Raw genomic sequence first — 23,197 nt, forward strand, 5'->3', positions numbered from 1 at the left:
CTGTGGCTTCGTCACCCGATCCCACCGGACGGCTGTACTGACATGGCTTCTCGACCTCTCGGAACAGGTGCGGGCGGCGGGCGCGGATGCCTCGAACGACCAGGCAGCAGGCTCGACGGCCGGCTCCGCGATTCTATGCGCCCGCCACCCCCGCGCGCGCATCGGGCCTCGCCGGCTCACCACCGCCCGTTGCGTCGAGGACCGCGGCGATGCGGGCCAGCGCGGCCTCGCTCGCCATGGCCCAGTGGGTGACGTCGATGCCGTGGCGGTGCACCTCGCCGCCGATCGCGGTGGCCCAGCTCGCCGCGCCGCGCGCGCCGGTGGGATCGTCGGCGGTGGCGGCGAAGTACACCAGGTCGCCGTCGAACCGGTCGGGGCGATAGGCGTCGACCATCGTCATCGATGCCGTGGCGGCGTCGACGATGCGGGCGACGCGGGTGCGGTCCAGGGCGGCCAGGGGTCCGCCGAGACCGGCCGCGGCGGCGGCGAGGCCGTCGGCGTCGAAGGTGACGTCGAGCGCGTCCCCCGCGAGGCCGCCGAGCAGGTCGCCGACGGTCGGCAGCGGCGTCTGGTCCGGCCCGTCGCCGAGCCAGCTGTCCATCATGGCCAGCGAGGCCACCTCGGCGCCCTCGGCTTGCAGCCGGGTGGCGACGGCGTGCGCGAGCAGCCCGCCCAGCGACCAGCCGAGCAGGTGGTACGGCCCGTCGGGCTGCACCGCGCGGATGGCCTCGACGTAGCGCTGGGCCCACGCCTCGATGGTGGTGGGCAGTGGTTCGTCCGCCGTGAGCGCGGGCGACTGCAGGCCGTAGATCGGGCGGTCCGGGTCCAGGTGGCGGGCGAGCCCGGCGAAGGACCAGGACACGCCGCCGACCGGGTGCAGGCAGAACAGCGGCGCGCCGGTGCCGCCCGCACGCAGCGGCAGCAGCACCGCGAACGCGTCGTCGGCCGAATCGTCCTGTGCGCGCAGCCGTTCCACCACCACGGCCGGGGTCGGGTCGGTGAAGAACCAGGCCACCGGCACGGCCACGTCCAGCGCCTCGCTGAGCCGGGACGACAGCTGGACCGCGGTCAGCGAGTTGCCGCCGAGGTCGAAGAAGTTGTCGTCCATGCCGATCCGGTCCAGCTCCAGGACCCGGGCGAATTCGGCGGCCACCACCCGTTCGGTCTCGGTGACCGGGCCGCGATAGGCGGCCTGGCGCAGCTGCGGGCGCGGCAGGGCGGCGCGGTCGAGCTTGCCGGAGGTGTTCACCGGGAAGGCGTCGAGCACGAGGACCACGGCGGGCACCAGATAGGTGGGCAGCTCGACGGCCAGCCCGGCCCGCACGGTCGCGGGATCGAGCGAGTCCCGCGCGCCCGCCACGACGTAGCCGACGAGCCGGTCCGCGCCCGCGCCGCTCACCACGGCGGCCGCGGCCTGGGCGACGCCGGGCTGCCGCAGCAGCGCGGCCTCCACCTCGCCCAGTTCGACGCGCTGGCCGTTGAGCTTGACCTGCAGGTCGCCGCGGCCCACGTATTCGAGTGCGGCCGAACCGTTCTCGCCGGCGCGCAACCGGACCAGGTCGCCGGTCCGGTACATCCGGGCGCCGGACCCGGCGAACGGGTCGGGGACGAATCGTTCGGCGGTCAGCCCGGCGGCGCCGACGTAGCCGTGCGCGAGTTGCGCTCCGCCGACGTACAGTTCGCCGGTCACCCCGGGCGGCACCGGCCGCAACCTCGCGTCGAGCACGTGGAGCCCGGTGTTCCACACCGGTGCGCCGACCGGCACGGTCACGGTGTCGGCGTCGGTCACCACGTGGGTGCTCACCTGCACCGCGGTCTCGGTCGGGCCGTACAGGTTGATCACCTGCGCGCCGGTCACCTCGCGGGCCCGCTGCGCCAGGGCGGCGGGCAGCGCCTCACCACCGGCGAACACCCTGCGCAGACCGTTGACCGGCCGCATGGTCCCGTCACCATCGGCCGCGTCGTCGCTCGGTGGAAGTGCCCGGTGCGCAACACCATTGCGCTGCGGTGCACGAGGCGCCGCGAGCTCGGCGGGGTGCACCGTAGGTTCGGCCGAGTAAGTGACGGGCTCGCCCAGAAGGGCTGCGCGCACGGCCGGCAAGGCCGCAGACTCGCCCAGCTGCGATGCGGGCCCGGCCGGGTAGGCCGCGGGCTCGGCCAGGTAGGCCGCGAGCAGGGTCGGCGCGAACTGGACGGTGTCGATGCCGTGGTCGGCGATGAGAGCGGCCAGGTAGGCGGGGTCGCCGTGGCCGCCCGGGCGGGCGAGCACCGTGCGGGCGCCGACGCGGGAGGGCAGGAGCAGTTCCCAGATCGAGGCGTCGAAGGTGATCGGGGTCTTGTGCAGCACCGTGTCGCCGGGGCCGAACGCGAATGCGGCTGCCATCCAGTCGAGCTGGTTGACCACGGCGCGATGCGGCACGCCGACGCCCTTGGGCAGGCCGGTCGAACCGGAGGTGAAGATCACGTAGGCGGTGTGCTCGGGCAGCAGCGGCTGCACCCGTTCGGCGTCGGTGAGCGGCCCGGCCGGGTAGCCCGTGAGGTCGACGGTGTCCAGGACGACGACGTCGACGCCGGTCACCGCGGAACCGGTGACGGCGGTGGGCAGGTCGGCGAGGGCGCTCGCGGTGGTGAGCACGCACACCGGCTGCGCGACCCGCAGGATCCGGGTGATCCGCTCGGCCGGGTGGTCCGGGTCGATCGGCACGTAGCTGCCACCCGCGGCGAGCACGGCGTGCACCGCGACCAGCAAATCGGGCGAGCGGCGCGCGGCGACGGCCACGGCGGTGTCCGGGCCGACACCCTGGGCGACCAGGTGGCGGGCGAGCCGGTGCACCCTGGCCGCGAACTCGGCGTAGGTGAGCGCGACGTCGCCGTCGGTGAGCGCGATCGCCGCCGGGGTGGCGGCGGCCTGCCGGTCGAACGCGGTGGGCAGCACCTCACCGGGCACCGGATGCGCGGTGGCGCACCAGGTGTCGAGCAGGCGCCGGTCGGCGTCGGTGCGCAGGTCGACGTCGCCCACGGCGCGGCCGGGGTCGGTGGTGACGGCGTCGAGGAGCCGCACGTAGCCGTCGGCGATCCGGGCCGCGGTGGCGGCGTCGAACAGGTCGGTGGCGTAGGTGAGGCTCAGCGCGCAGCCGCCGTCGGCGGTGTCGGCCAGCACCAGGTCCAGGTCGAACTTGGCGACCGCGGTGTCGATGTCGAGTCCGGTCACGGTGAGGCCGGGCAGGCTGACCTCGGCCGGGGCGTCCAGGTTCTGGAAGGCGAGCATCACCTGGAACAGCGGGCTGTGCGCGGTGGAGCGAACCGGGTCCAGGACGTCGACGAGCCGCTCGAAGGGCACGTCGGCGTGCTCGAACGCGTCGAGGTCGACGCGGCGGGCCAGGGCGAGCAGGTCGGTGAAGGAGGCCGCCGGGTCGACGGCGGTCCGCAGCACCAGGGTGTTGACGAACATGCCGACGAGCTCGTCGAGGGCGGCCTCGCCGCGACCGGCCACGGGCGTGCCGACCGCGACGTCGCGGGTGCCGGCGAGCCGGGACAGCAGCGCGGCCAGCGCCGCGTGCGCGACCATGAACGGGCTGGCGTCGGCGCGCCGGGCCAGCTGCCCGACCCGCTGCCAGAGTTCCGGCGCGATACCGCGGTCCACGCTCGCGCCGCGCTGGGAGGCGATCGCGGGCCGGGGCCGGTCGCTGGGCAGCTCCAGCGGGCCGGACAGCCCGGCCAGTTCGGTACGCCAGAACCGCACCTGGCGGGCCGCGAGCGAGGCGGGGTCGGACTCCTCGCCGAGGACGGCGCGCTGCCACAGCGTGTAGTCGGCGTACTGGATCGCCGGTGGCGCCCAGCCGGGTTCGGCGCCCGCGCGACGCGCCAGGTAGGCGGTGGTGGTGTCGCGCAGCAGCGGACCGGCGGAGAAGCCGTCGGCGGCGATGTGGTGGATCACCAGCACCAGCACCACCTCGTCGGGCGCGGACCGCAGGATCCGCACCCGCACCGGCGGCGCCACGGTGACATCGAAACCGCGGCCGATCTCGGCGGCCACCATGGCGGGCACCGCGATCGGGTCGACGGTCTCCACGACCGGGGTGGGCACGAACTGCCACACCGCCTGCCTGCCGATGCCGTCGGTCGCCGGGTAGGCGGTGCGCAGCACCTCGTGCCGGTCGAGCACGTCGGCCACGGCGGCGGCCAGCGCCGTGGCGTCGATGTCGCCACGCAGCCGCACCGCGACGGGGATGTTGTAGGCGGCCGAGGTGGGGTCGAGCCGGTTGAGCAGCCACATGCGCTGTTGGGCCGCCGACAGCGGAATCCGCTGCGGCCGTGGGCCCGCCGTCAGCGCGAGGCCGGCGCCGCTGCCCGCGCTCGCGGCCAGCGCGGCGGCGAGATCGGCGACGGTGGTGGCCTCGAACAGGGTGCGCACCGGCACCCGGGCCGACAGTGCCGCGCCGAGGCGGGCGGCGACCCGGGTGGCGACCAGCGAGTTGCCGCCGAGTTCGAAGAAGTCGTCGTCGAGACCGACCTGGTCGCGGCCGAGCACCTCGCCGAAGACCTCGGCGACGGCCCGCTGCACCGGGGTGACGGGGGCGCGGAACGGCCTGGCCACGAATTCCGGGGTGGGCAGCGCGGCGCGGTCGAGCTTGCCGGAGGTGTTGAGCGGGAAGGCTTCCAGCACCACGACGACCGACGGCACCATGTACGACGGCAGCACCGTACCCAGTGCCGACCGCAGCTCGGCCGGATCGAGTGCCACCCCGGGCACCGGGACGGCGTAGCCGACGAGCCGGTCACCGGTCGGGCTCGCCGACACGACGGCGGCGGCCTGGCTGACCCCCGGCACCGCGCCGAGCGCGCTCTCGATGTCGCCGAGTTCGATGCGCTGGCCGCGGAACTTGACCTGGAAGTCGATGCGCGCCAGATAGATCAGGACACCGTCGCGAGTCCAGCGCACCAGATCGCCGGTGCGGTACATGCGCTCGCCGGGGGCGCCGAACGGGTCGGCGACGAACCGGTCGGCCGACAGGTCCGGGCGGCCGAGGTAGCCGCGGGCCAGCTGTTCACCGGCCAGGTACAGCTCACCGGCGACGCCGGGCGCGACCGGGCGCAACCGGTCGTCGAGGACGTAGACGCGGGTGTTCCATTCGGGCACCCCGATCGGCACGGTCGCCCCGGTGGCGCCCTCGGCGGGCCAGGCGGTGACCGAGACCGCGGCTTCGGTGGGGCCGTACAGGTTGTGCACGGCTGCGGCGGAATTCGCGCGCAGCGCGGCCACGGTGTCCGGGGTGAGCGCTTCACCGATGGCCAGCACCAGGCGCAGGCTCGCCAGCTGGTCACGGTCGGCGTGCGCGGCGAACATCGCCAGCATGGACGGCACGAAGTCGGCGATCGTGACGCGCTGCGCGGCCACCAGTTCGGCCAGGTACAGCGGGTCGCGGTGCCCGTCGGCGGAGGCGAGGACCAGGGTCGCGCCCGCGGCGAGCGGAGCGAAATAGCCCCACACCGACAGGTCGAACCCGGCGGCGGACTTCTGCAGGTACCGGTCGGCGGCGTCGATGCGGTACTGCGCGAGCAGCCACGCGATCTGGTTGCGGATGCCCGCGTGGCTCATGGCCACACCCTTGGGCCTGCCGGTCGAGCCGGAGGTGAACAGCACGTAGGCCAGGTTCGAATCCCGCAGGGGCGCACGCAGTTCGGTGTCGGACACCGGATGCGCGGGGTGGACCGTGAGGTCGATCGCGTCCAGCGCGACCGTCCGCGCCGCCCACTCGGGCGCCACGGTGAACTCGTCCGCAGCCGTCGTGAGGATCAGGCGCGGCCGGGCGGTGTCGAGGACCTGGGCGATGCGCTCGGCCGGATGATCCGGGTCGACCGGGACGTACGCGCCGCCCGCGGTGAGCACCGCGTACAGGGCGACGACCAGGTCGGCCGAGCGCCGCAGCGCCACGGCGACCAGCACATCGGGGCCGACGCCGTCGGCGATCAGCTGCCGGGCCAGGCGATTGACCCGCGCGTCGAACTCGCCGTAGGTGAGTTCGACGCCCTCGGACACGAGCGCGATCGCGTCGGGTTCGGCGAGGACCCGCGCGCGGAACGGGGTGAGCAGGGTCGCGGTGCGGTCGATCTCGTGCGCGGTGGCGTTCCACGCGGTGAGGATGCGGGTCCGCTCGGCGGGCGCGAGCACGTCCACGCTGTCCAGCGGCGTGTGCGGTGCGGCGGCGACGGCGGTGAGCAGCCGTTCCAGCCGGGACGCGACGGCCGCGGCGGTGGCGGTGTCGAACACGTCGTGGGCGTAGGTGAGCACGCCGGTGACCCCGGCGGGGGCGCCGTCGGCGGTGTAGTCGTCGCTGACGATCAGGTGCAGGTCGAACTGGGACAGCTCGTTGCCGGTGTCCAGGCCGGCGACGGTGATACCGGGCAGGGCCAGTTCGGCGCGCTCGAAGTTCTGGAACGAGAACCCCACCTGGAACAGCGGGTGCCTGGCGGTGGAGCGGGCCGGATCGAGCACCTCGACGAGCCGTTCGAACGGCACGTCGGCGTGGGCGTAGACCGCGAGGTCGGTGGCCCGCTGGCGGGTCAGCAACTGCGCGAACGTCTCCCCCGGCGCCAGCCTGGTGCGGAACACCAGGGTGTTGACGAACATGCCGATGAGGTCTTCCAGCGCCGCTTCGCCCCGGCCCGCGACCGGGGTGCCGACGGTGATGTCGGCACTGCCGGAGAGCCGGCCGAGCAGGGCGGCGAACGCGGTGTGCACCACCATGAACAGGGTGGCGCCGGACTGCCGGGCCAGCTCGCTCAGGCGGGCGTGGGTGGCGGCGTCGAGGGTGACCGGGACGGTCCCGCCGGCCAGGGTGCGCACGGCGGGGCGCGGACGGTCCAGCGGCAGGGCCAGCTCGTCCGGGACGCCGGCGAGTTCGGTGCGCCAGAAGTCGAGCTGCCGGGCGGCCGTCGAGGTGGGATCGGTCTCGTCGCCGAGGATCGCGCGCTGCCACAGCGCGTAGTCGGCGTACTGCACCGGCAGCGGGGTCCACCCCGGTGCGGCGCCGTCGCGGCGGGCCAGGTAGGCGGTCATCAGGTCGCGCACCAGCGGCGGCACCGACGAACCGTCGGCGCTGATGTGGTGCACCACCAGGGCGAGCACCGCCTCGTCGGCGGTGATCCGGTACAGCACGACCTGCCACGGCACCGTGGCGGTGACGTCGAAGGTGGTGGCCGCCAGCGCGGTCACCGCGGCGACGATGTCGTCGGCGGCCGACTCGCGAACCTGCAGGGCGACACCGGCTTCGGCGGCGGACAGGATGCGCTGCACCGGTCCGTCGGCGGTCTCGGGGTAGTACGTGCGCAGCACCTCGTGGCGCTGCACCAGATCGCCGACGGCCGCCGCGAGGGCGTCGACGTCGAGCGCGCCGGTCAGCCGCACCGCGATCGGCACGTTGTAGCCGGCCGAGTCGGGATCGAACCGATTGAGGAACCACATGCGCTGCTGCGCGGGCGAGAGCGGGAGCGCGGCGGGCCGCTCCCCCGCGACGAGCGCGCGCCGGGCCGCGCCGCCGAGTCCGTCGAGCGCGGCGGCCAGCTCGGCCACCACGGGCGTCTCGAAGATCCGCGCGACGGGCACCCGGCGCTCGAGCGCGGCGCCGAGGCGGGCGGCGACGCGGGTGGCGATCAGCGAGTTGCCACCGAGATCGAAGAAGTCGTCGTCGGCGCCGACCCGCTCCAGACCGAGCACCTCGGCCACCACCGCGGCCACGAGTTCCTCGGACGGTGTCTCCGGAGCCCGGAATTCGCGCGCGACAAGCGCCGGGGCGGGCAGCGCCCGCCGATCGAGCTTGCCCGACGCGTTGACCGGCAGCTCGTCGAGGACGACGAAGGCGCCGGGCACCATGTAGGCCGGAAGTGCCTGCTGCAGAGCGGCCTTCGCCACGTCGAGATCGACCGCGGCAGCGGGCGCGGGGACGAGGTACGCGGCGAGGTAGTCGCCGGTGCCGTCGTCGCGGACGGTGACGACCGCGCGATCGATACCCGCCAGGCCGGACAGCACGGCCTCGATCTCGCCGAGTTCGATGCGCAGGCCGCGCAGCTTCACCTGGAAGTCGGTGCGGCCCAGGTAGTCCAGTTCACCGGTGCGGGTGCGGACCACGAGGTCGCCGGTGCGGTACATGCGCTCGCCGGGAGCGCCATACGGATCGGCGACGAAGCGGTCGGCCGACAGATCGGGGCGCGCCAGGTAGCCGCGGGCCAGCTGGACACCGGCCAGGTACAGCTCGCCGGGCACACCGACCGGCACGGGCCGCAAGCGCGCGTCGAGCACGTGCAGCGCGGTGTTGGCGACGGGCGCGCCGATCGGCACGGTGACGGTGTCGGCGTCGGTGACCTCGTGGAAGGTGACGTCGACCGCGGCCTCGGTGGGGCCGTACAGGTTGTGCACGGCCACGCCCGGAATCAGCGCGCGCAGGCGCTGCGCGTCGGCGGCGGGCAGCGCCTCCCCGGAGGCGAACACCTGACGCAGCGAGACGCATTCGGCGGCGCGCGGTTCGGCGAGGAAGGCGGCCAGCATCGACGGCACGAAGTGCGCGACGCCCACACCGGTGCGGGTGATCACCTCGGCCAGGTAGACCGGGTCGCGGTGCCCGTCGGGGCGGGCCACGACCAGGGTGGCGCCGATCTGCAACGGCCAGAACAGTTCCCACACCGAGACGTCGAAGGTGGTCGGCGTCTTCTGCAGGACCGTGTCGGCCGGGTCGAGCCGGTAGGTGTCCTGCATCCAGGTCAGCCGGTTGACGATGGCGGTGTGGCTCACCGCGACGCCCTTGGGTTTGCCGGTGGAGCCGGAGGTGAACAGCACGTAGGCCAGGTCGGCGCTGCGCAGCGGCCGGGTGCGGTCGCGGTCGGTGACCGGGTCGCCGGGGAGGCCGGACAGGTCCAGTGCGGCGGGGTCGACCACGCGGACGCCGGTCGCCGGGAAACCGGCGGCGGCCAGCACGCAGACCGGTGCCGCGGTGGCGAGCACGTCGGCGATCCGGTCGGCCGGATGGTCGGGGTCCAGCGGCAGGTAGGCCGCGCCCGCGGCCTGTACCGCGTAGATCGCGACGAGCAGGTCGAGACCGCGGCGCAGTCCGACACCGACGATCGCGCCGGTGCCGACGCCGTCGGCGATCAGCTTGCGCGCCAGGCGGGCGACGCGAACGGCGAACTCGCCGTAGGTGATCCGCTCGCCCTCGAACTCGAGGGCGACGGCGTCGGGCGTGCGCGCGGCCTGCGCGGTGAACAGCGAGACCAGGGTGGCGTCGGTGTCCAACGGCGCGGCGGTGTCGTTCCAGGCCGCCAGCCGCGCGGTCTCGGCGGCGTCGAGCAGGTCGATGGCGCCGACCGGGGTGGTGTCGTCGGCGACGACGGCGGCGAGCACCCGCGTGAACCGGTCGCCGAGAGCGGCGACGGTGTCGGCGTCGAACAGATCGGTGGCATAGCGCAATCGGCCGAGCATGCCCGGTTCGCCCGCGGCGCCGGTGGTCTCGGTGAGCGCGAGCGACAGGTCGAACTGGGTGGTCGCGGCGGGCAGCGCGAACTCGGCGATGCGCAGCCCCGGCAGCTCGATGGTGGTGTCGTCGCGGTGTTCGAAGGCCAGCATCACCTGCGCGATGGGCGCGTACGCCGTCGAGCGCACCGGGTTGAGTTCCTCCACCAGCCGCTCGAACGGCAGGTCGGCGTGAGCGAAGGCGCGCAGGTCGGCCGCGCGCACCTGACCCAGCAGTTCGGCGAATCCGGCGCCGCCGTCGACCGCGGTGCGCAGCACCAGCGTGTTGACGAACATGCCGACGAGATCGTCGAGCGCGGCGTCGGCCCGGCCCGCGACCGGTGTGCCGAGCACGATGTCCTCGCCCGCGCCGTGGCGGGCGAGCAGCACCGCGAACGCCGCGTGCGCGACCATGAAGGTGGAGACGCCGTGGCGGCGGGCCAGCTCCTCGATCCCGGCGACCAGGTCGGCGGGGATCTCGAACCCGACGGACGCACCGGCTCCGGTCCGCACAGCGGGCCTGGGACGGTCGGTCGCCAGCTCCAGCACCGGTGTGACACCGGCCAATTCGGTCCGCCAGTGGGCGAGCTGACGGGCCAGCCGCGAGGTCGGGTCGGCGGCATCGCCGAGCACGGCGTGCTGCCACAGCGTGAAATCGGGGTACTGCACCGGCAGCGGCGTCCACACCGGCGCGGTACCCGCGCTGCGGGCGGCGTAGGCGGTGATCAGATCGCGCGCCAGCGGCACGGTCGAGACGCCGTCGGCGGCGATGTGGTGCACGGCGAGCACCAGCACATGCTCCGCCTCCGGCGCTGCCCCGTCGCCGAGGGCGGCGCGCGGCGATCCGTGCTCGGCGACGGCGCCGATGCGGCGGAACAGCGCGGCGCGCAGGGGCGGCTGGGTGGTGAGGTCGTAGCCGGCGGCGGCGATCGCGCGGACCGCGTCGGCCAGGTCGTCCTCGGCGACTTCACGAACCACGGCGGCGGGCAGGACCTGGGCGACCGGGAGGACGACCTGGACCGGGCCCTCGGCATCCTCCGGGAAGACGGTGCGCAGCGATTCGTGCCGGGCCAGCACATCGGCCAGGGCCGCCCACAGCGCGGCGGTGTCGAGGTCGCCGGACAGGCGCAGCGCGATCGGCAGCGTGTAGACGGCCGAGTCCGGCTCGATCCGGTTCAGCAGCCAGAGCCGGGTCTGGGCCAGCGACAACGGGATCCGGGCCGGGCGCGGGTCGACGACGGTCAGCGACGGCAGCGTCTCGCCGCGGGCGGCGGCGCGAGCGGCCAGCCCGGCGACGGTGGGCGCGTCGAACACGTCGCGCACGTCCAGGGCGCTGCCCAGCACCGCGTTGGCGCGGGCGACCAGCCGCATGGCGAGCAGCGAGTTGCCGCCGACGGCGAAGAAGTCGTCGTCGGCGCCCACGCGGGTAACCCCGAGCAGCTCGCCCACCACGGTGGCCAGCGCGGTCTGCGCGCCCGGTCGCGGCGCCACGTACACGGTGCCCGCGGACAGGTCGGCGGGGGGCAGCGCGGCACGGTCGAGTTTGCCCGCGGAGTTCAGTGGGACGGTGTCGAGCACCACCAGGTGGGTGGGCACCATGTACGCGGGCACCCGGCTCGCGACGTGCGTGCGCACGGCGGTGGCGTCGACGGCACCGGCGACGTAGCCGACCAGGCACTGCCGTCCGGCGTCGTCGGTCGCGGGCACGACGGTGGCGTGGGTGACGCCGAGCGCGTCGCCGAGCGCGGCCTCGATCTCGCCCAGCTCGATCCGCAGACCGCGGATCTTCACCTGGAAGTCGTTGCGGCCCAGGTACACCAGGGCGCCGGTGCGGTCGCGCCGCACCAGGTCGCCGGTGCGGTACATCCGGGCGCCGCCGTCGTCGTCCGCGAAGGGGTCGGCGACGAACCGGTCGGCGGTCAGGTCGGGCCTGCCGAGATAGCCGCGAGCCAGCTGATCGCCCGCCAGGTACAGCTCACCCGCGACCCCGGTGGGCACCGGGTGCAGCCGCTCGTCGAGGACGTAGGCGCGCACGTTCCAGGTGGGCCTGCCGATCGGCAGTTCGGTCTGCTCGACCGGCGCGGTGATCTGCTGGAAGGTGCTGGTGATCGCCACCTCGGTGGGTCCGTAGGTGTTGTGCAGTTCGGCGGGCACGGTGGCCAGCACGGTCGCGGCCAGCGCGGCGGGCATCTCCTCGCCGCCCACGTGCAGCATCCGCAGCCCGCTCAGATCCTCGGCCAGGCCCTCGGCGAGCATCGCCGCCAGCACCGACGGCACGAGTTCGACAACAGTGACGCGCTGTTCGCGCACCACCCGCGCCTGGTAGGCCAGGTCGAGGTGGCCGCCGGGCCGCAGCAGCACCAGGGTGGCGCCGAGCAGGGCCGGGCACAGCAGTTCCCACAGCGACACGTCGAACGTGGTGGGCGCGCGCTGCAGCAGCCGGTCGGCGGCGGTCAACGCGTATTCGCCACGCAGCCAGGCCAGTTCGTTGACCACGGCGCGGTGCGAGACCAGCACGCCCTTGGGCAGGCCGGTGGAGCCGGAGGTGAACAGCGCGTAGGCCGGGTGGTCGGGGTGCAGCGGTGCGAGACGTTCGGCGTCGCCGACGGGTCCGCCGGAGACCGGCGGCTGGGCCGGATCCTCGAGCTGGGCGACCGTCAGCACCGGCACACCGGAGCGGGACGCGGCCGCGAAATGCACCGAGGCCGTGGCGGATCGGATGCCGCGCTCGACGTGGTCGAGATCGCCCGCCCCCGCCACGACGACCAGTCGCGGCGCCGCGGTCTCGAGCACGTGCCCGATCCGGTCGGCGGGCTGGGCCGGGTCGATCGGCACGTACACGCCACCGGCGGCGAGCACGGCGTGCAGCACGACCAGCAGGTCGATGCCGCGCGGCACGGCGACGGCCACGGGGGTCTCCGGGCCGACGCCGCAGTCGATCAGCCTGCGCGCGAAGCGGTTGGCGCGCGCGGCGAGGGCGCCGTAGGTGATCTGCTCGCCCTCGAAGACGGCGGCCACGGCCCTGGCGTCGCGGGCGGCCGCCGCGTCGAGCAGGTGTGCGGCCAGCGGGGCACGGATGCCCAGTTCGGCCAGCGGGGGCGCGAGCGGTACCGCGTCGCCGTGCGGGCCGAGTGCGGCCGCGCGGGCGGTGGCGTCGAGCAGCGGCAGGTCGCCGACGGCGGTGCCGGGGTCGGCGACGGCGGCGCGCAGCACCCGCTCGAGCATGCCGACCAGGTCGGCGATAGTGCCTGCATCGAAAAGATCGGTGGCGTAACGCAGTTCGAGGTCGAGGCCCGCGGCGGTGCCGTCGGCGGCGTAGTGGTCGACGAAGGTGAAGTCCAGGTCCACCTCGATCGGCGCGTCCGGCAGGGTCAGGCCCGCCAGGGTCAGGCCGGGCAGTTCGAACGCGGTGGGGCGCTGGTTCTGCAGGGCCAGCGACACCTGGTACAGCGGCGCATAGCCCTGGGAACGCGCGGGGTTCAGCGCGTCGACGAGGCTCTCGAAGGGCACGTCGGCGTGGTCGAAGGCGTCGAGGTCGCCCGTGCGGATGTCGTCGAGCAGGTCGGTGAAGCGGGCGGCGGCGGGTACCCGGGCGCGCAGCACCAGGGTGTTGACGAACATGCCGACGATGTCGTCGAGTTCGCGGTGACCGCGCCCGGCGACCGGGGTGCCGACGACGATGTCGCTGCCCGCCGACAGCCGGGCCAGCAGCACCGCGAGCCCGGCGTGCAGCACCATGAACGGGGTGGCGCGCCGCGCGCGAGCCAGCTCGGTGATCCGCCGGTGCAGGTCGGCGTCGAGGGTGGTGGTGAAGGTCGCGCCACGGTTGGAGGCGATCAGGGGCCTGCGGCGATCCGCGGGCAGGGTGAGGACGTCGGGCAGGCCGGTGAGCCGGTCGGTCCAGTAGGCGAGCTGGCGGGCCAGCGGCGCGTCCGGGTCCTCGGCACTGCCGAGACCCTCGTGCTGCCAGACGGCGTAGTCGGCGTAGTGCACGGCCAGCGCGGGCAGCCGCGGTGTGCCGCCCGCGGCGCGCGCGGCGTAGGCGGCGACGAGGTCGCGGGTCAGCGGGCCCATCGACCAGCCGTCGGCGGCGATGTGGTGCACCACGAGCACCAGCACGTGCTCGGCCGGGGCGACCCGGAACAGGGCGGCGCGCACCGGCACCTCGGTGGTGATGTCGAAGCCGCCGTCCAGGACCGCGGCCACCGCGGCGGGCACCTGGTCGGGGGCCACGTCGCCGACGGTCAGGTCCGGGACGTAGGGCGCGCCGACGAGCTGGGTGGCCCGCCCGTCGAATTCGGGGTAGGTGGTGCGCAGGGTCTCGTGCCGGGCGACCAGGTCGCCGAGAGCGCCGCGCAGGGCGGGCACGTCGAGCTCGCCGGTGAGCCGCAGCGCCACCGGGATGTGGTACGCGGCCGAGCCGGGGTCGAACCGGTGCAGGAACCACATGCGCTGCTGGGCCGGGGACAGCGGAATCCGCTGCGGCCGTTGCCCGGCCACCGGTCCCCGCCTGCTGCCGGTGCCGCGCAGGGCGTCCAGGCGCACCGCGAGCCCGGTGACGGTGCTCGCCTCGAACAGTTCCCGCACCGGCACCGTGGCGTCCAGTGCCGCGCCGAGTCGCGCGGCCACCTGGGTGGCGAGCAGCGAATTGCCGCCGAGGGCGAAGAAGTCGTCGTCGGCGCCCACCCGGTCGAGCCCGACCACGCCCGCGAAGGTCGCGGCGACGAGCCGCTCGGTCGCGGTCACCGGTTCGCGATAGTCCCGCTCCGCCACGTCCGGCGCGGGCAGGGCACGGCGGTCGAGCTTGCCGGAGCTGTTGACCGGCAACGCGTCGAGGAAGACGTAGGCGCCCGGCACCATGTACGACGGCAGCACCGCCGCGACGGCGGCATCGAGGTCGGCCGGCGACAGCTGCTCGGGCACGACGGCGGCCGACGCGCTCACGCAGGCAGCGGCAGCACCCGCGAGGGCAGTGGGCACGACGTAGGCGACGAGCTGGTCCGGGCGCCCCTCGTCGGAACGGACGAGCACCGCGACGCGACCGACACCGGGGACCGTGCCGAGAGCGGCCTCGATCTCGGCGGGCTCGATGCGCAGGCCGCGCAGCTTCACCTGGAAGTCGGTGCGGCCCAGGTAGTGCAGGGACCGGCCGTCCGGTCCGGTGCGCCAGGCGACGAGGTCGCCGGTGCGGTAGAGGCGGCCGCCGGTGCCGAACGGGTCGGCCACGAACCGCTCGGCGGTCAGGTCCGCGCGGCCGAAGTAGCCGTCGGCCAGCTGGACGCCCGCCACGTACAGCTCCCCGGGTACGCCCGCGGGCACGGGGCGCAGTCGCGAATCCAGCACGTACACCCGGGTATTGGCGACAGGGGTGCCGATCGGGGCCGCCGCGGTGGTCTCGGCGCCGACCTCGTGGGTGGTGACCTGGATGGCGGTCTCGGTGGGCCCGTACAGGTTCACCACCGCCGCGCCGGTGGCGGTGCGCACCCGCTGGGCCAGCTCGGTGGTGAGTGCCTCGCCACCGGCGAAGACCAGCCGCAGCGCGTCGGTCCGCACCGGCTCGGCGATCACGGCGGCCAGCACCGACGGCACGTACTGCACGACGCTCACGGCGTGCCGCGCGGTGGCGGCGGCCAGGTAGGCGGGGTCGCGGTGCCCGTCGGCGGTGGCCAGCACCAGGCGCGCGCCGGTCCGCAACGGCCACAGCAGTTCCCACACCGACGCGTCGAAGGTGAACGGGGTCTTCTGCAAGACGACATCGTCGCCGACGAGCGCGTACTCCCGCTGCAACCACAGCAGCTGGTTGACCACGGCGCGGTGCGGCACCGCCACACCCTTGGGCCTGCCGGTCGAGCCGGAGGTGAACAGCACGTAGGCCAGGTGCTCCGGGCGCAGCGGGGTGATGCGCTCGTCGTCGGTGAGCGGCCGGTCGGAGAGCTCCGACAGATCGAGTGCGTCGATCTCGACGACCGGCTCCGCCATGGCCACACGATGACCGGCGGCCGTGAGCACGCAGACCGGTGCCGTGCGCTCCAGCACGTACGCGGTCCGCTCGGCCGGGTGATCCGGGTCGACCGGCACATAGGCGGCGCCCGCCGCGAGCACGGCGTGCACGGCGACGAGCTGATCGAGGCCACGTCGCAGCGCGATCGCGACGAGCGATCCGGGTCCGGCGCCCAGACCGACGAGGTGCCGGGCCAGCCGATGGACACGACTCGCGAACTCCGCGTACGTCAGCGAATCGGCGGTGTGCGACGCGAGGACGGGCACCTGGTTCGGACGGCCGCTGCCGAGACCGGTGCCGGCCGGCCCGTCGTCATGACTGCCCGGCTCGACCGCCACACCGTCGCGCGCCGGCGCGGACGACACCGGCATGGTCTCCGGCTGATTGCCGTCCTGCGGATCGGTGTCCACGACCACCGCGATGGCATCCGGCGTCGCCGCCGCCTGGTCGGCGAACAGCGAGGCCAGCGTGGCGGCGGGGTCGACGACCAGCTCGGTGACGTCCCAGGTCATGACCTCGACGGATTCGGCGGGATCGAGCAGGTCGATGTCGCCGACCGGACGGGCCGGGTCGGCGAGAACACCGTCCAGCAGGCGGCGCAGCCGGGTGGCGAACCCGGCGACGGTGGCAGCGTCGAACAGGTCGGTGGCGTAGAGGAACGCACCGGACAGGCCCGCGGGTGCACCGGTGTCGTCGCGGTGCTCGGTGAGAGTCAGTTCGAGGTCGAACTTGGCGACGGCGGTGGGCAGGTCGACGCCGGCGACGGTGAGGCCGGGCAGGGCGAGGACGCGCGGGGTGTCCTCGTTGAGCGACAGCATCACCTGGAACAGGGGGTTGCGGGCGGTGGAGCGGGCCGGGTCGAGCACCTCGACGAGCCGTTCGAACGGCACATCGGCGTGGTCGAACGCCGCCAGGTCGGTCGCGCGCACCTGGTCCACCAGCTCGGTGAACGAAGCGGCGGGGGCCACCTCGGTGCGCAGGACGAGGGTGTTGACGAACATGCCGACCAGGTCGTCCAGGGCCCGGTCACCGCGCCCCGACACCGGGGTGCCGATGGCGATGTCGGTGGTCGCCGACAACCGCGCCAGCAGGACCGCGAACACCGCGTGCGCGGCCATGAACACGGTGACGCCCCGCGCCCGCGCGAATTCGGACAGCGCGGTGTGGGTTTCGGCGTCGATCTCGATCGGGTGCAGCGCACCGCCGCGCGAGGCGATCGCGGGCCGCGTCCGATCGGTGGGCAGTTCCAGCTGCTCGGGCACACCCGCGAGAGCGTCCGCCCAGAACGCGAGTTGCCGTGCCGCCACCGATTCCGGATCGGCGGCGTCGCCGAGCACGGTGTGCTGCCACACCGCGTAGTCGGCGTACTGCACGGTCAGCGCCGCCCACTGCGGCACGTTCCCGGCGGCCCGCGCACCGTACGCGGTGAGCACATCGCGGATCAGCGGCCCGAACGAGAACCCGTCGGCGGCGATGTGATGCAGCACGATCACCAGGACGTACTCCGCCTCGCCGGATGCCGGTTCGGCACCGGGACCGGCGAGCGACACCGGTTCCGCCGAGACCGAACCCTCACCGTCGACCGACGCCGATGCCGCACCGGACGAATCGCCAGGCACCACGCCGTCGGTGACGCGCAGCAGCGTGACCCGGATCGGGACATCGACGGTCAGGTCGAAACCCGTGGTGGCGCAGGCGCGGACGGCGCCGGTCAGGGCAGCCGGGGTGACGATCTGCGGCAGGACCTCGGGCACGAGGCCGGTCGCGGGCAGGATCTCGGCGACGGCGTGCCCGTCGCGTTCCGGGTAGCGGGTGCGCAGGACTTCGTGCCGGTCCAGCACGTCGACGAGGGCGGCCTGCAGGGCGGCGACGTCGAGGGCGCCGGTGAGCCGCACGGCCATCGGGATGTTGTCGGTGGCCGAGCCGGGGTCGAACCGGTTGAGGAACCACATGCGCTGCTGGGCAGGCGAGAGCGGCAGCGGATCGGGGCGGACGCCCGCGAGGAGCGCGGGTCCGGCGCCGGTGCCGCGCAGCCGGTCGGCGGCGGCGGCGAGGGCGAGCACCGTGGCGGTGTCGAAGAGCTGCCGGACCGGGATGCGGATGTCGAGGTCGGCGCCGAGGCGGGCCATCAGGCGGGTCGCCAGCAGCGAGGTGCCACCGAGGTCGAAGAAGTCGTCGTCGCGACCGACCCGCTCAGCCCCGAGCACCTCGGCGAACGCGGCGGCGACGATCCGCTCGGTCGCGGTCTCGGGCGCCCGGTAGGCGGCGGCCTCGAAGACCGGCGCGGGCAGCGCGGCACGGTCGAGCTTGCCGACCGGGGTCAGCGGCACCGCGTCGAGGACGACGATCGCGGCCGGAACCATATGCGCGGGCAGGTGTTCGGCGGCATGCGCGATCAGCGCGGCGGTGTCGACGGTCGCACCGGTCCCGGGCACCACGTACGACACCAGCACGGTCGCACCCGCCTCGGTGCGATGGCCGACGGTGGCCGCGAAGTCGACCGTGGTGTGCCGTGCCAGCACGGCGTCGATCTCGCCGAGTTCGATGCGGAAGCCACGAACCTTCACCTGGAAGTCGTTGCGGCCCAGGTACTCCAGGTCGTAGGCGCCGTCGCGCCGGACCCAGCGCACCGTGTCGCCGGTGCGGTACATCCGCTCCCCCGGCGCACCGTAGGGGTTGGTCACGAACCGGCCCGCGGTGAGCGCGGGCCTGCGGTGGTAGCCGCGCGCCAGCTGCGCACCGGCGATGTACAGCTCGCCGACGACACCGGCGGGGACCGGGCGCAGCCGCTCGTCGAGCACCAGCTCGGTGGTGCCCTCCACCGGCGCGCCGAGCGTGATCGGCGTTGTCGCCGTGAGGGGTTCGCTGATGTTGGTGACGATGGTGGTCTCGGTGGGGCCGTAGCCGTTGCGGAAAACCAGGCCGGGGATGGCGGCGGTCCACCGCGCCACCAGCTCCGCCGGGCACGCCTCGCCACCGACGACCACGACCCGCAGGTCGTCGAGCCCGTCCGGGTTCACCGTGGCCAGCGCGGACGGCGTGATGACCACATGGGTCACCCGCTCGGCCCGCAGCAATTCACCCAGCTCCGCCCCACCGAACACACCGGTCGGCGCGACCACCATGGTCGCGCCCCGGGTGACGGTCAGCAGCAGCTCGGCCACCGAGATGTCGAACGACGGCGAGGCCACATGCAGCACCCGCGCGTCGGCCGAGGCCAGATAGCGCTCCGCCTGCACGGGCAGGTACGCCGCGACGGCGCCGTGCGGAATCACCACGCCCTTGGGCAGACCGGTGGTGCCGGAGGTGTAGATGACATACGCGGGATCCAGCGGATCCACTACGCGCCGCGCCCCGCGATATCCCGAGCCGACCGGCGGCTGACCCGCCTCGGCGGTCGACACCGCGGCAGTGCCGCCGCCGACGGTCTTCCCTACCTGCTCGGCGCCGGTGGCACGCAGCTCCGGTTCGGTGGCGAGCCGGTCTGTCCGCTCGGCGTCGACGACGGCATCGAGGACGAGCCACTCGACGGTGGCGGGCAGGCCGGTGCGCACGGCGTCGACCGTGATGCCGACCACCGCACCGGAATCCGAGAGCATGTGGGCGATGCGGTCGGCGGGGTAGGTCGGGTCGACGGGCAGGAAGCCCGCGCCGGACTTCACCACGCCCCACACGGCGGTGACGGAGTCGGCCGAACGCGGGATGCTCACGGCGACAAGGTCGCCCGCGCCGACGCCGAGACCGGTCAGGTGGGCGGCGAGCCGCTCGGACGCGGCGTCGAGTTCACCGTAGGTCAGGGTGCGCGCGCCGTCGCGGATCGCGATCGCGCCGGGATCGGCCGCGGCGGCGGCCAGCACCTGCGGCAGCAGCGGGAACGGGTCGGCCGCGCCGCCGGAACGGTGGGTCAGGTCGGTGAGTTCGTCGTCGATCAGCAGCGGGAGGTCGGCCACGGGGATCTGCGGTGTCGCGGCGATCGCGGTGAGCAGGCCGGTGAAGCGGCGCACCATCCGCGCGACCGTCGGCTCGTCGAACAGATCGGTGGCGTAGGAGAATTCGCCGGACAGACCGGTGGCGCCGGACTCGCGCAGGGTCACCGACAGATCGAACTTCTCGATGTCGTAGGGCAGGTCGACGGCGGCGGCACGCAGGCCGGGCAGCTCGACGGCGGACTGCGGCAGGTTCTGCAGCGACAGCGCCACCTGGAACAGCGGGTGGCGACCGGCCGAGCGCGGCGGCGCCAGCACCTCCACCAGGCGTTCGAACGGCAGGGTGGTGTGGTCGAAGGCGGCCAGGTCACCGGCGCGGACGCGCCCGAGCAACTCGGCGAAGGGCTCCCCGCCGCGCACCTGGGCCCGCAGGACCGCGGTGTTGACGAACATGCCGACGACATCGTCGAGTTCGGCCGCGCCACGCCCGGCCACCGGCGTGCCGATCGCCACGTCGGCATTGCCCGACAGCCGCGCGATCAGCACCGACAGCGCGGCGTGCAGCACCATGAACAGCGTCGCGCCGTGCGCGGCGGCCACGGCGTCCAGCGCGGTCACCAGCTCCGCGTCGAGCGCGAACTCGACCCGGCGCCCGCGCATCGACGCGACGGCGGGACGCGGGCGATCGGTCGGCAGGCTCGACTCGTCCGGCAGCCCCGCCAGCGCGTCCCGCCAGAACGCGATCTCCCGGCCTGCCCTGGATTCGGTGTCGTCCTCGGCGCCGAGCAGCGCCCGCTGCCACAGCGTGTAATCGGCGTACTGCACCGGCAGCGGCGCCCAGTCCGGCGCCGCACCCTCGGTCCGCGCGTAGTAGGCGGCCATGGTGTCGCGCACCAGCGGACCGGCCGACCAACCGTCGGAGGCGATGTGGTGCACCACCAGCACCAGCACGTGGTCCCCGTCGACCTCGAACAACCGCGCCCGCACCGGCGGCGCCACCGTCACATCGAACCCACGCAGAATCACCGAGGCCAGGATCTCCGGAAGATCCTGCGCCGCAACACCGATCGGCGTCAGCACGCCGGACCACCCCGACGCCACAACCGACTCGCTGGCAGCGCCAGCAGCGTCGGCAGCGCGGAGGGTCGGGTTTTCGTCGGCGGCGAGATAGTCGAGGGCCGTCGCGGGGTCCAGCACCCGCTGGGTTCCGGTGCCGTCGACCTCGGGGTACACCGTGCGCAACACCTCGTGCCGGGCGAGCAGATCGCCGACGGCGGCGCGCAGGGCGGCCAGGTCGAGGGCGCCGGAGAGGCGGACCGCGATCGGGATGTTGTAGGCGCCGGTCTCCGGGTCGAAGCGGTTGAGGAACCACATGCGCTGCTGGGCGGGCGAGAGCGGCAGCACCTCGGGTCGCGGGCCCGCGACCAGGGCGGGCCGGTCGTCGGCGGCCCCGCCCTCGACGAGCGCGGCCAGCACGGCGACGGTCGGATTGTCGAAGAAGTCCCGGACGTCCACCCGCACCCCGAACGCGGCGTGCAGGCGGGCGATGGCGCGGGTGGCGATCAGCGAGTTGCCGCCGAGGCGGAAGAAGTCGTCGTCCAGGCCGACCTGCGCCACCCCGAGCAGGTCGGCGAACAGCTCGGCCACGGCCTGCTCGGTCACGGTCTCCGGGGCGCGGAACTCGGCCGCGGCGACCCGGAAGTCCGGTTCCGGCAGTGCTTTCCGGTCCAGCTTGCCGCTGGCGTTGATCGGCATGGCGGGCAGCTGCACCAGCAGCGACGGCACCATGTACTCCGGCATCGACGCCTTCGCGTGCGCGACGAGTTCGCCCTCGTCGAGCGGTTCGCCGTCGACGCTCACCACATAGCCGACCAGCGCCTCACCGGCGGCATGACGATGCAGCACCACCGCCGCGTTGCCGACCCGCGGATGCGCGGCGAGCACGGCTTCGATCTCGCCGAGCTCGATCCGCAGTCCCCGCAGCTTCACCTGGAAATCGGTGCGGCCCAGGTACTCCAGCTCGTCCCCGCCGGGCAGCTGCCGCACCAGGTCACCGGTGCGGTACATCCGCTCACCGGGCGCCCCGTACGGATCGGCGACGAAACGGTCGGCGGTCAGTCCGGGCCTGGCCACATAGCCGCGGGCCAGCTGCACACCCGACAGGTACAGCTCCCCCACCACCCCGGCGGGCACCGGGTCGAGGTTCTCGTCGAGCACGAGCAGACCCGTGTCGTCGGCGGGACCGCCGATCGGCACCGACACCTCGTCGGCGACCGTCACCTCGTGGGCGGTGACGTCGACGGCCGCCTCGGTGGGGCCGTAGAGGTTGTGCAGCGCGGTCGCCGACAGCTTGCGCAGGCGCGTGGCGGTGGCGGCGGGCAGTGCCTCCCCGGAGGCGAACACCATCCGCAGCGACGACAGGTCCACCGGCGCGGTGGTCTCCGACAGCTCACCGGCGAAAGCGGCCAGCATCGAGGGCACGAAGTGGGTGACGCTCACCTGATGCTCGGCGATGACCCCGGCCAGGTAGCCGGGATCACCGTGGCGACCCGGTTCGGCGACTATCAGCCGGGCCCCGGTCTGCAAGGGCCAGAACAGCTCCCACACCGAGACGTCGAAGGTGTAGGGCGTCTTCTGCAGCACCACGTCGGCCGCGGTCAGCGGGTAGCGACGCTGCCGCCAGTCCAGGTTCGCCACGATGGCGCCGTGAGTGACCGCCACGCCCTTGGGCCTGCCGGTGGAACCCGAGGTGAAGATGACATAGGCGGTGTTGCCCGCCCGCGCCCCGCCGACAACCTCGGCGGCCGGCACGGTCCAGTCGATGTCGTCGGTGCGCAGGACCGGGGCGCCGTTCAGGTCCGGCTCGTCGGCGGCGCGGGTCACCACCACGACCGGCTGGGCCACCTCGAGCACATAGTGCAGCCGCTCCACGGGATGATCCGGGTCCAGCGGTACGTACGCGCCACCGGCGCGCACGATCGCGTGCACGGCGACGATCAGCTCCAGGCTGCGCCGCATCGCCAGCCCCACCAGCGCCTCCGGTCCGACCCCGAGCGCGACCAGCCGCGCGGCCAGCACCCGCACCCTGGCATCGAACTCGGCGTAGGTCAGCGTCTCGGCGCCGAACCGCACCGCGACCTGGTCGGGGGTACGGGCCAGCTGCTCGGTGAAGCGGTCGACCAGGGTCGGTGCCTGCCCCGGCTTCGGCGCTTCCACTCCCAGCGCGGCCATGGCGTCACCGGCCAGCGCCGCCAGCAGCAGCCCGAAGGTGCCCTCGGCGGCATCGACCACGCCGGGGAACTGTTCGGCGAGGACGACCTGCACCAGGGTCTCGGGATCCAGTGCGCCACCGGTCAGCTCGGCCATGAGGGTGAGCTGGGCGTCGAGGTCGGCGTAGGAGACCGAGGTGCCCTCGAATGCGACCGCGATCCGGGCCGGCTCCATCGCCGCGACCGTCGCCACCAGCGCTGCCAGCTGTTCTGTTCCCGCGCGCGCCGGAGTGGTGTTGGTCATCTGGACTGCCTTCCATCTACCGGCCGCCGGTGACGCCACGCGGCCGCAATACAACTCGGAAACTCCCCGGACCCACCGGGGTGACGGGATCGGCGCGGGGCGGCCAACCCCGGGCACCCAGCCCGAAATCCGCCCTCTCACACCGGCATTCAATGCGATCGGCTATGACACGATCGCGAACCTCCGGCTCGCCGCCATGCAACCAGCTATGACTCGGTTATCTCCCGACCTCCATCGTCAACCCCGACACCTGAC

1 protein-coding gene is annotated in these 23,197 nt (G+C 73.9%); it reads right to left on the bottom strand.

Annotated features, from left to right (window positions below):
- Positions 1–133: 133 nt before the first annotated feature.
- On the bottom strand, positions 134–22,942 hold the full coding sequence (locus EL493_RS25950) for a non-ribosomal peptide synthase/polyketide synthase (protein ID WP_019048087.1): 22,809 nt from the start codon (positions 22,940–22,942) through the stop codon (positions 134–136).
- Positions 22,943–23,197: the final 255 nt, after the last annotated feature.

It is taken from the genome of Nocardia asteroides (assembly GCF_900637185.1).
In the GTDB taxonomy this organism is placed as follows: Bacteria; Actinomycetota; Actinomycetes; order Mycobacteriales; family Mycobacteriaceae; genus Nocardia; species Nocardia asteroides.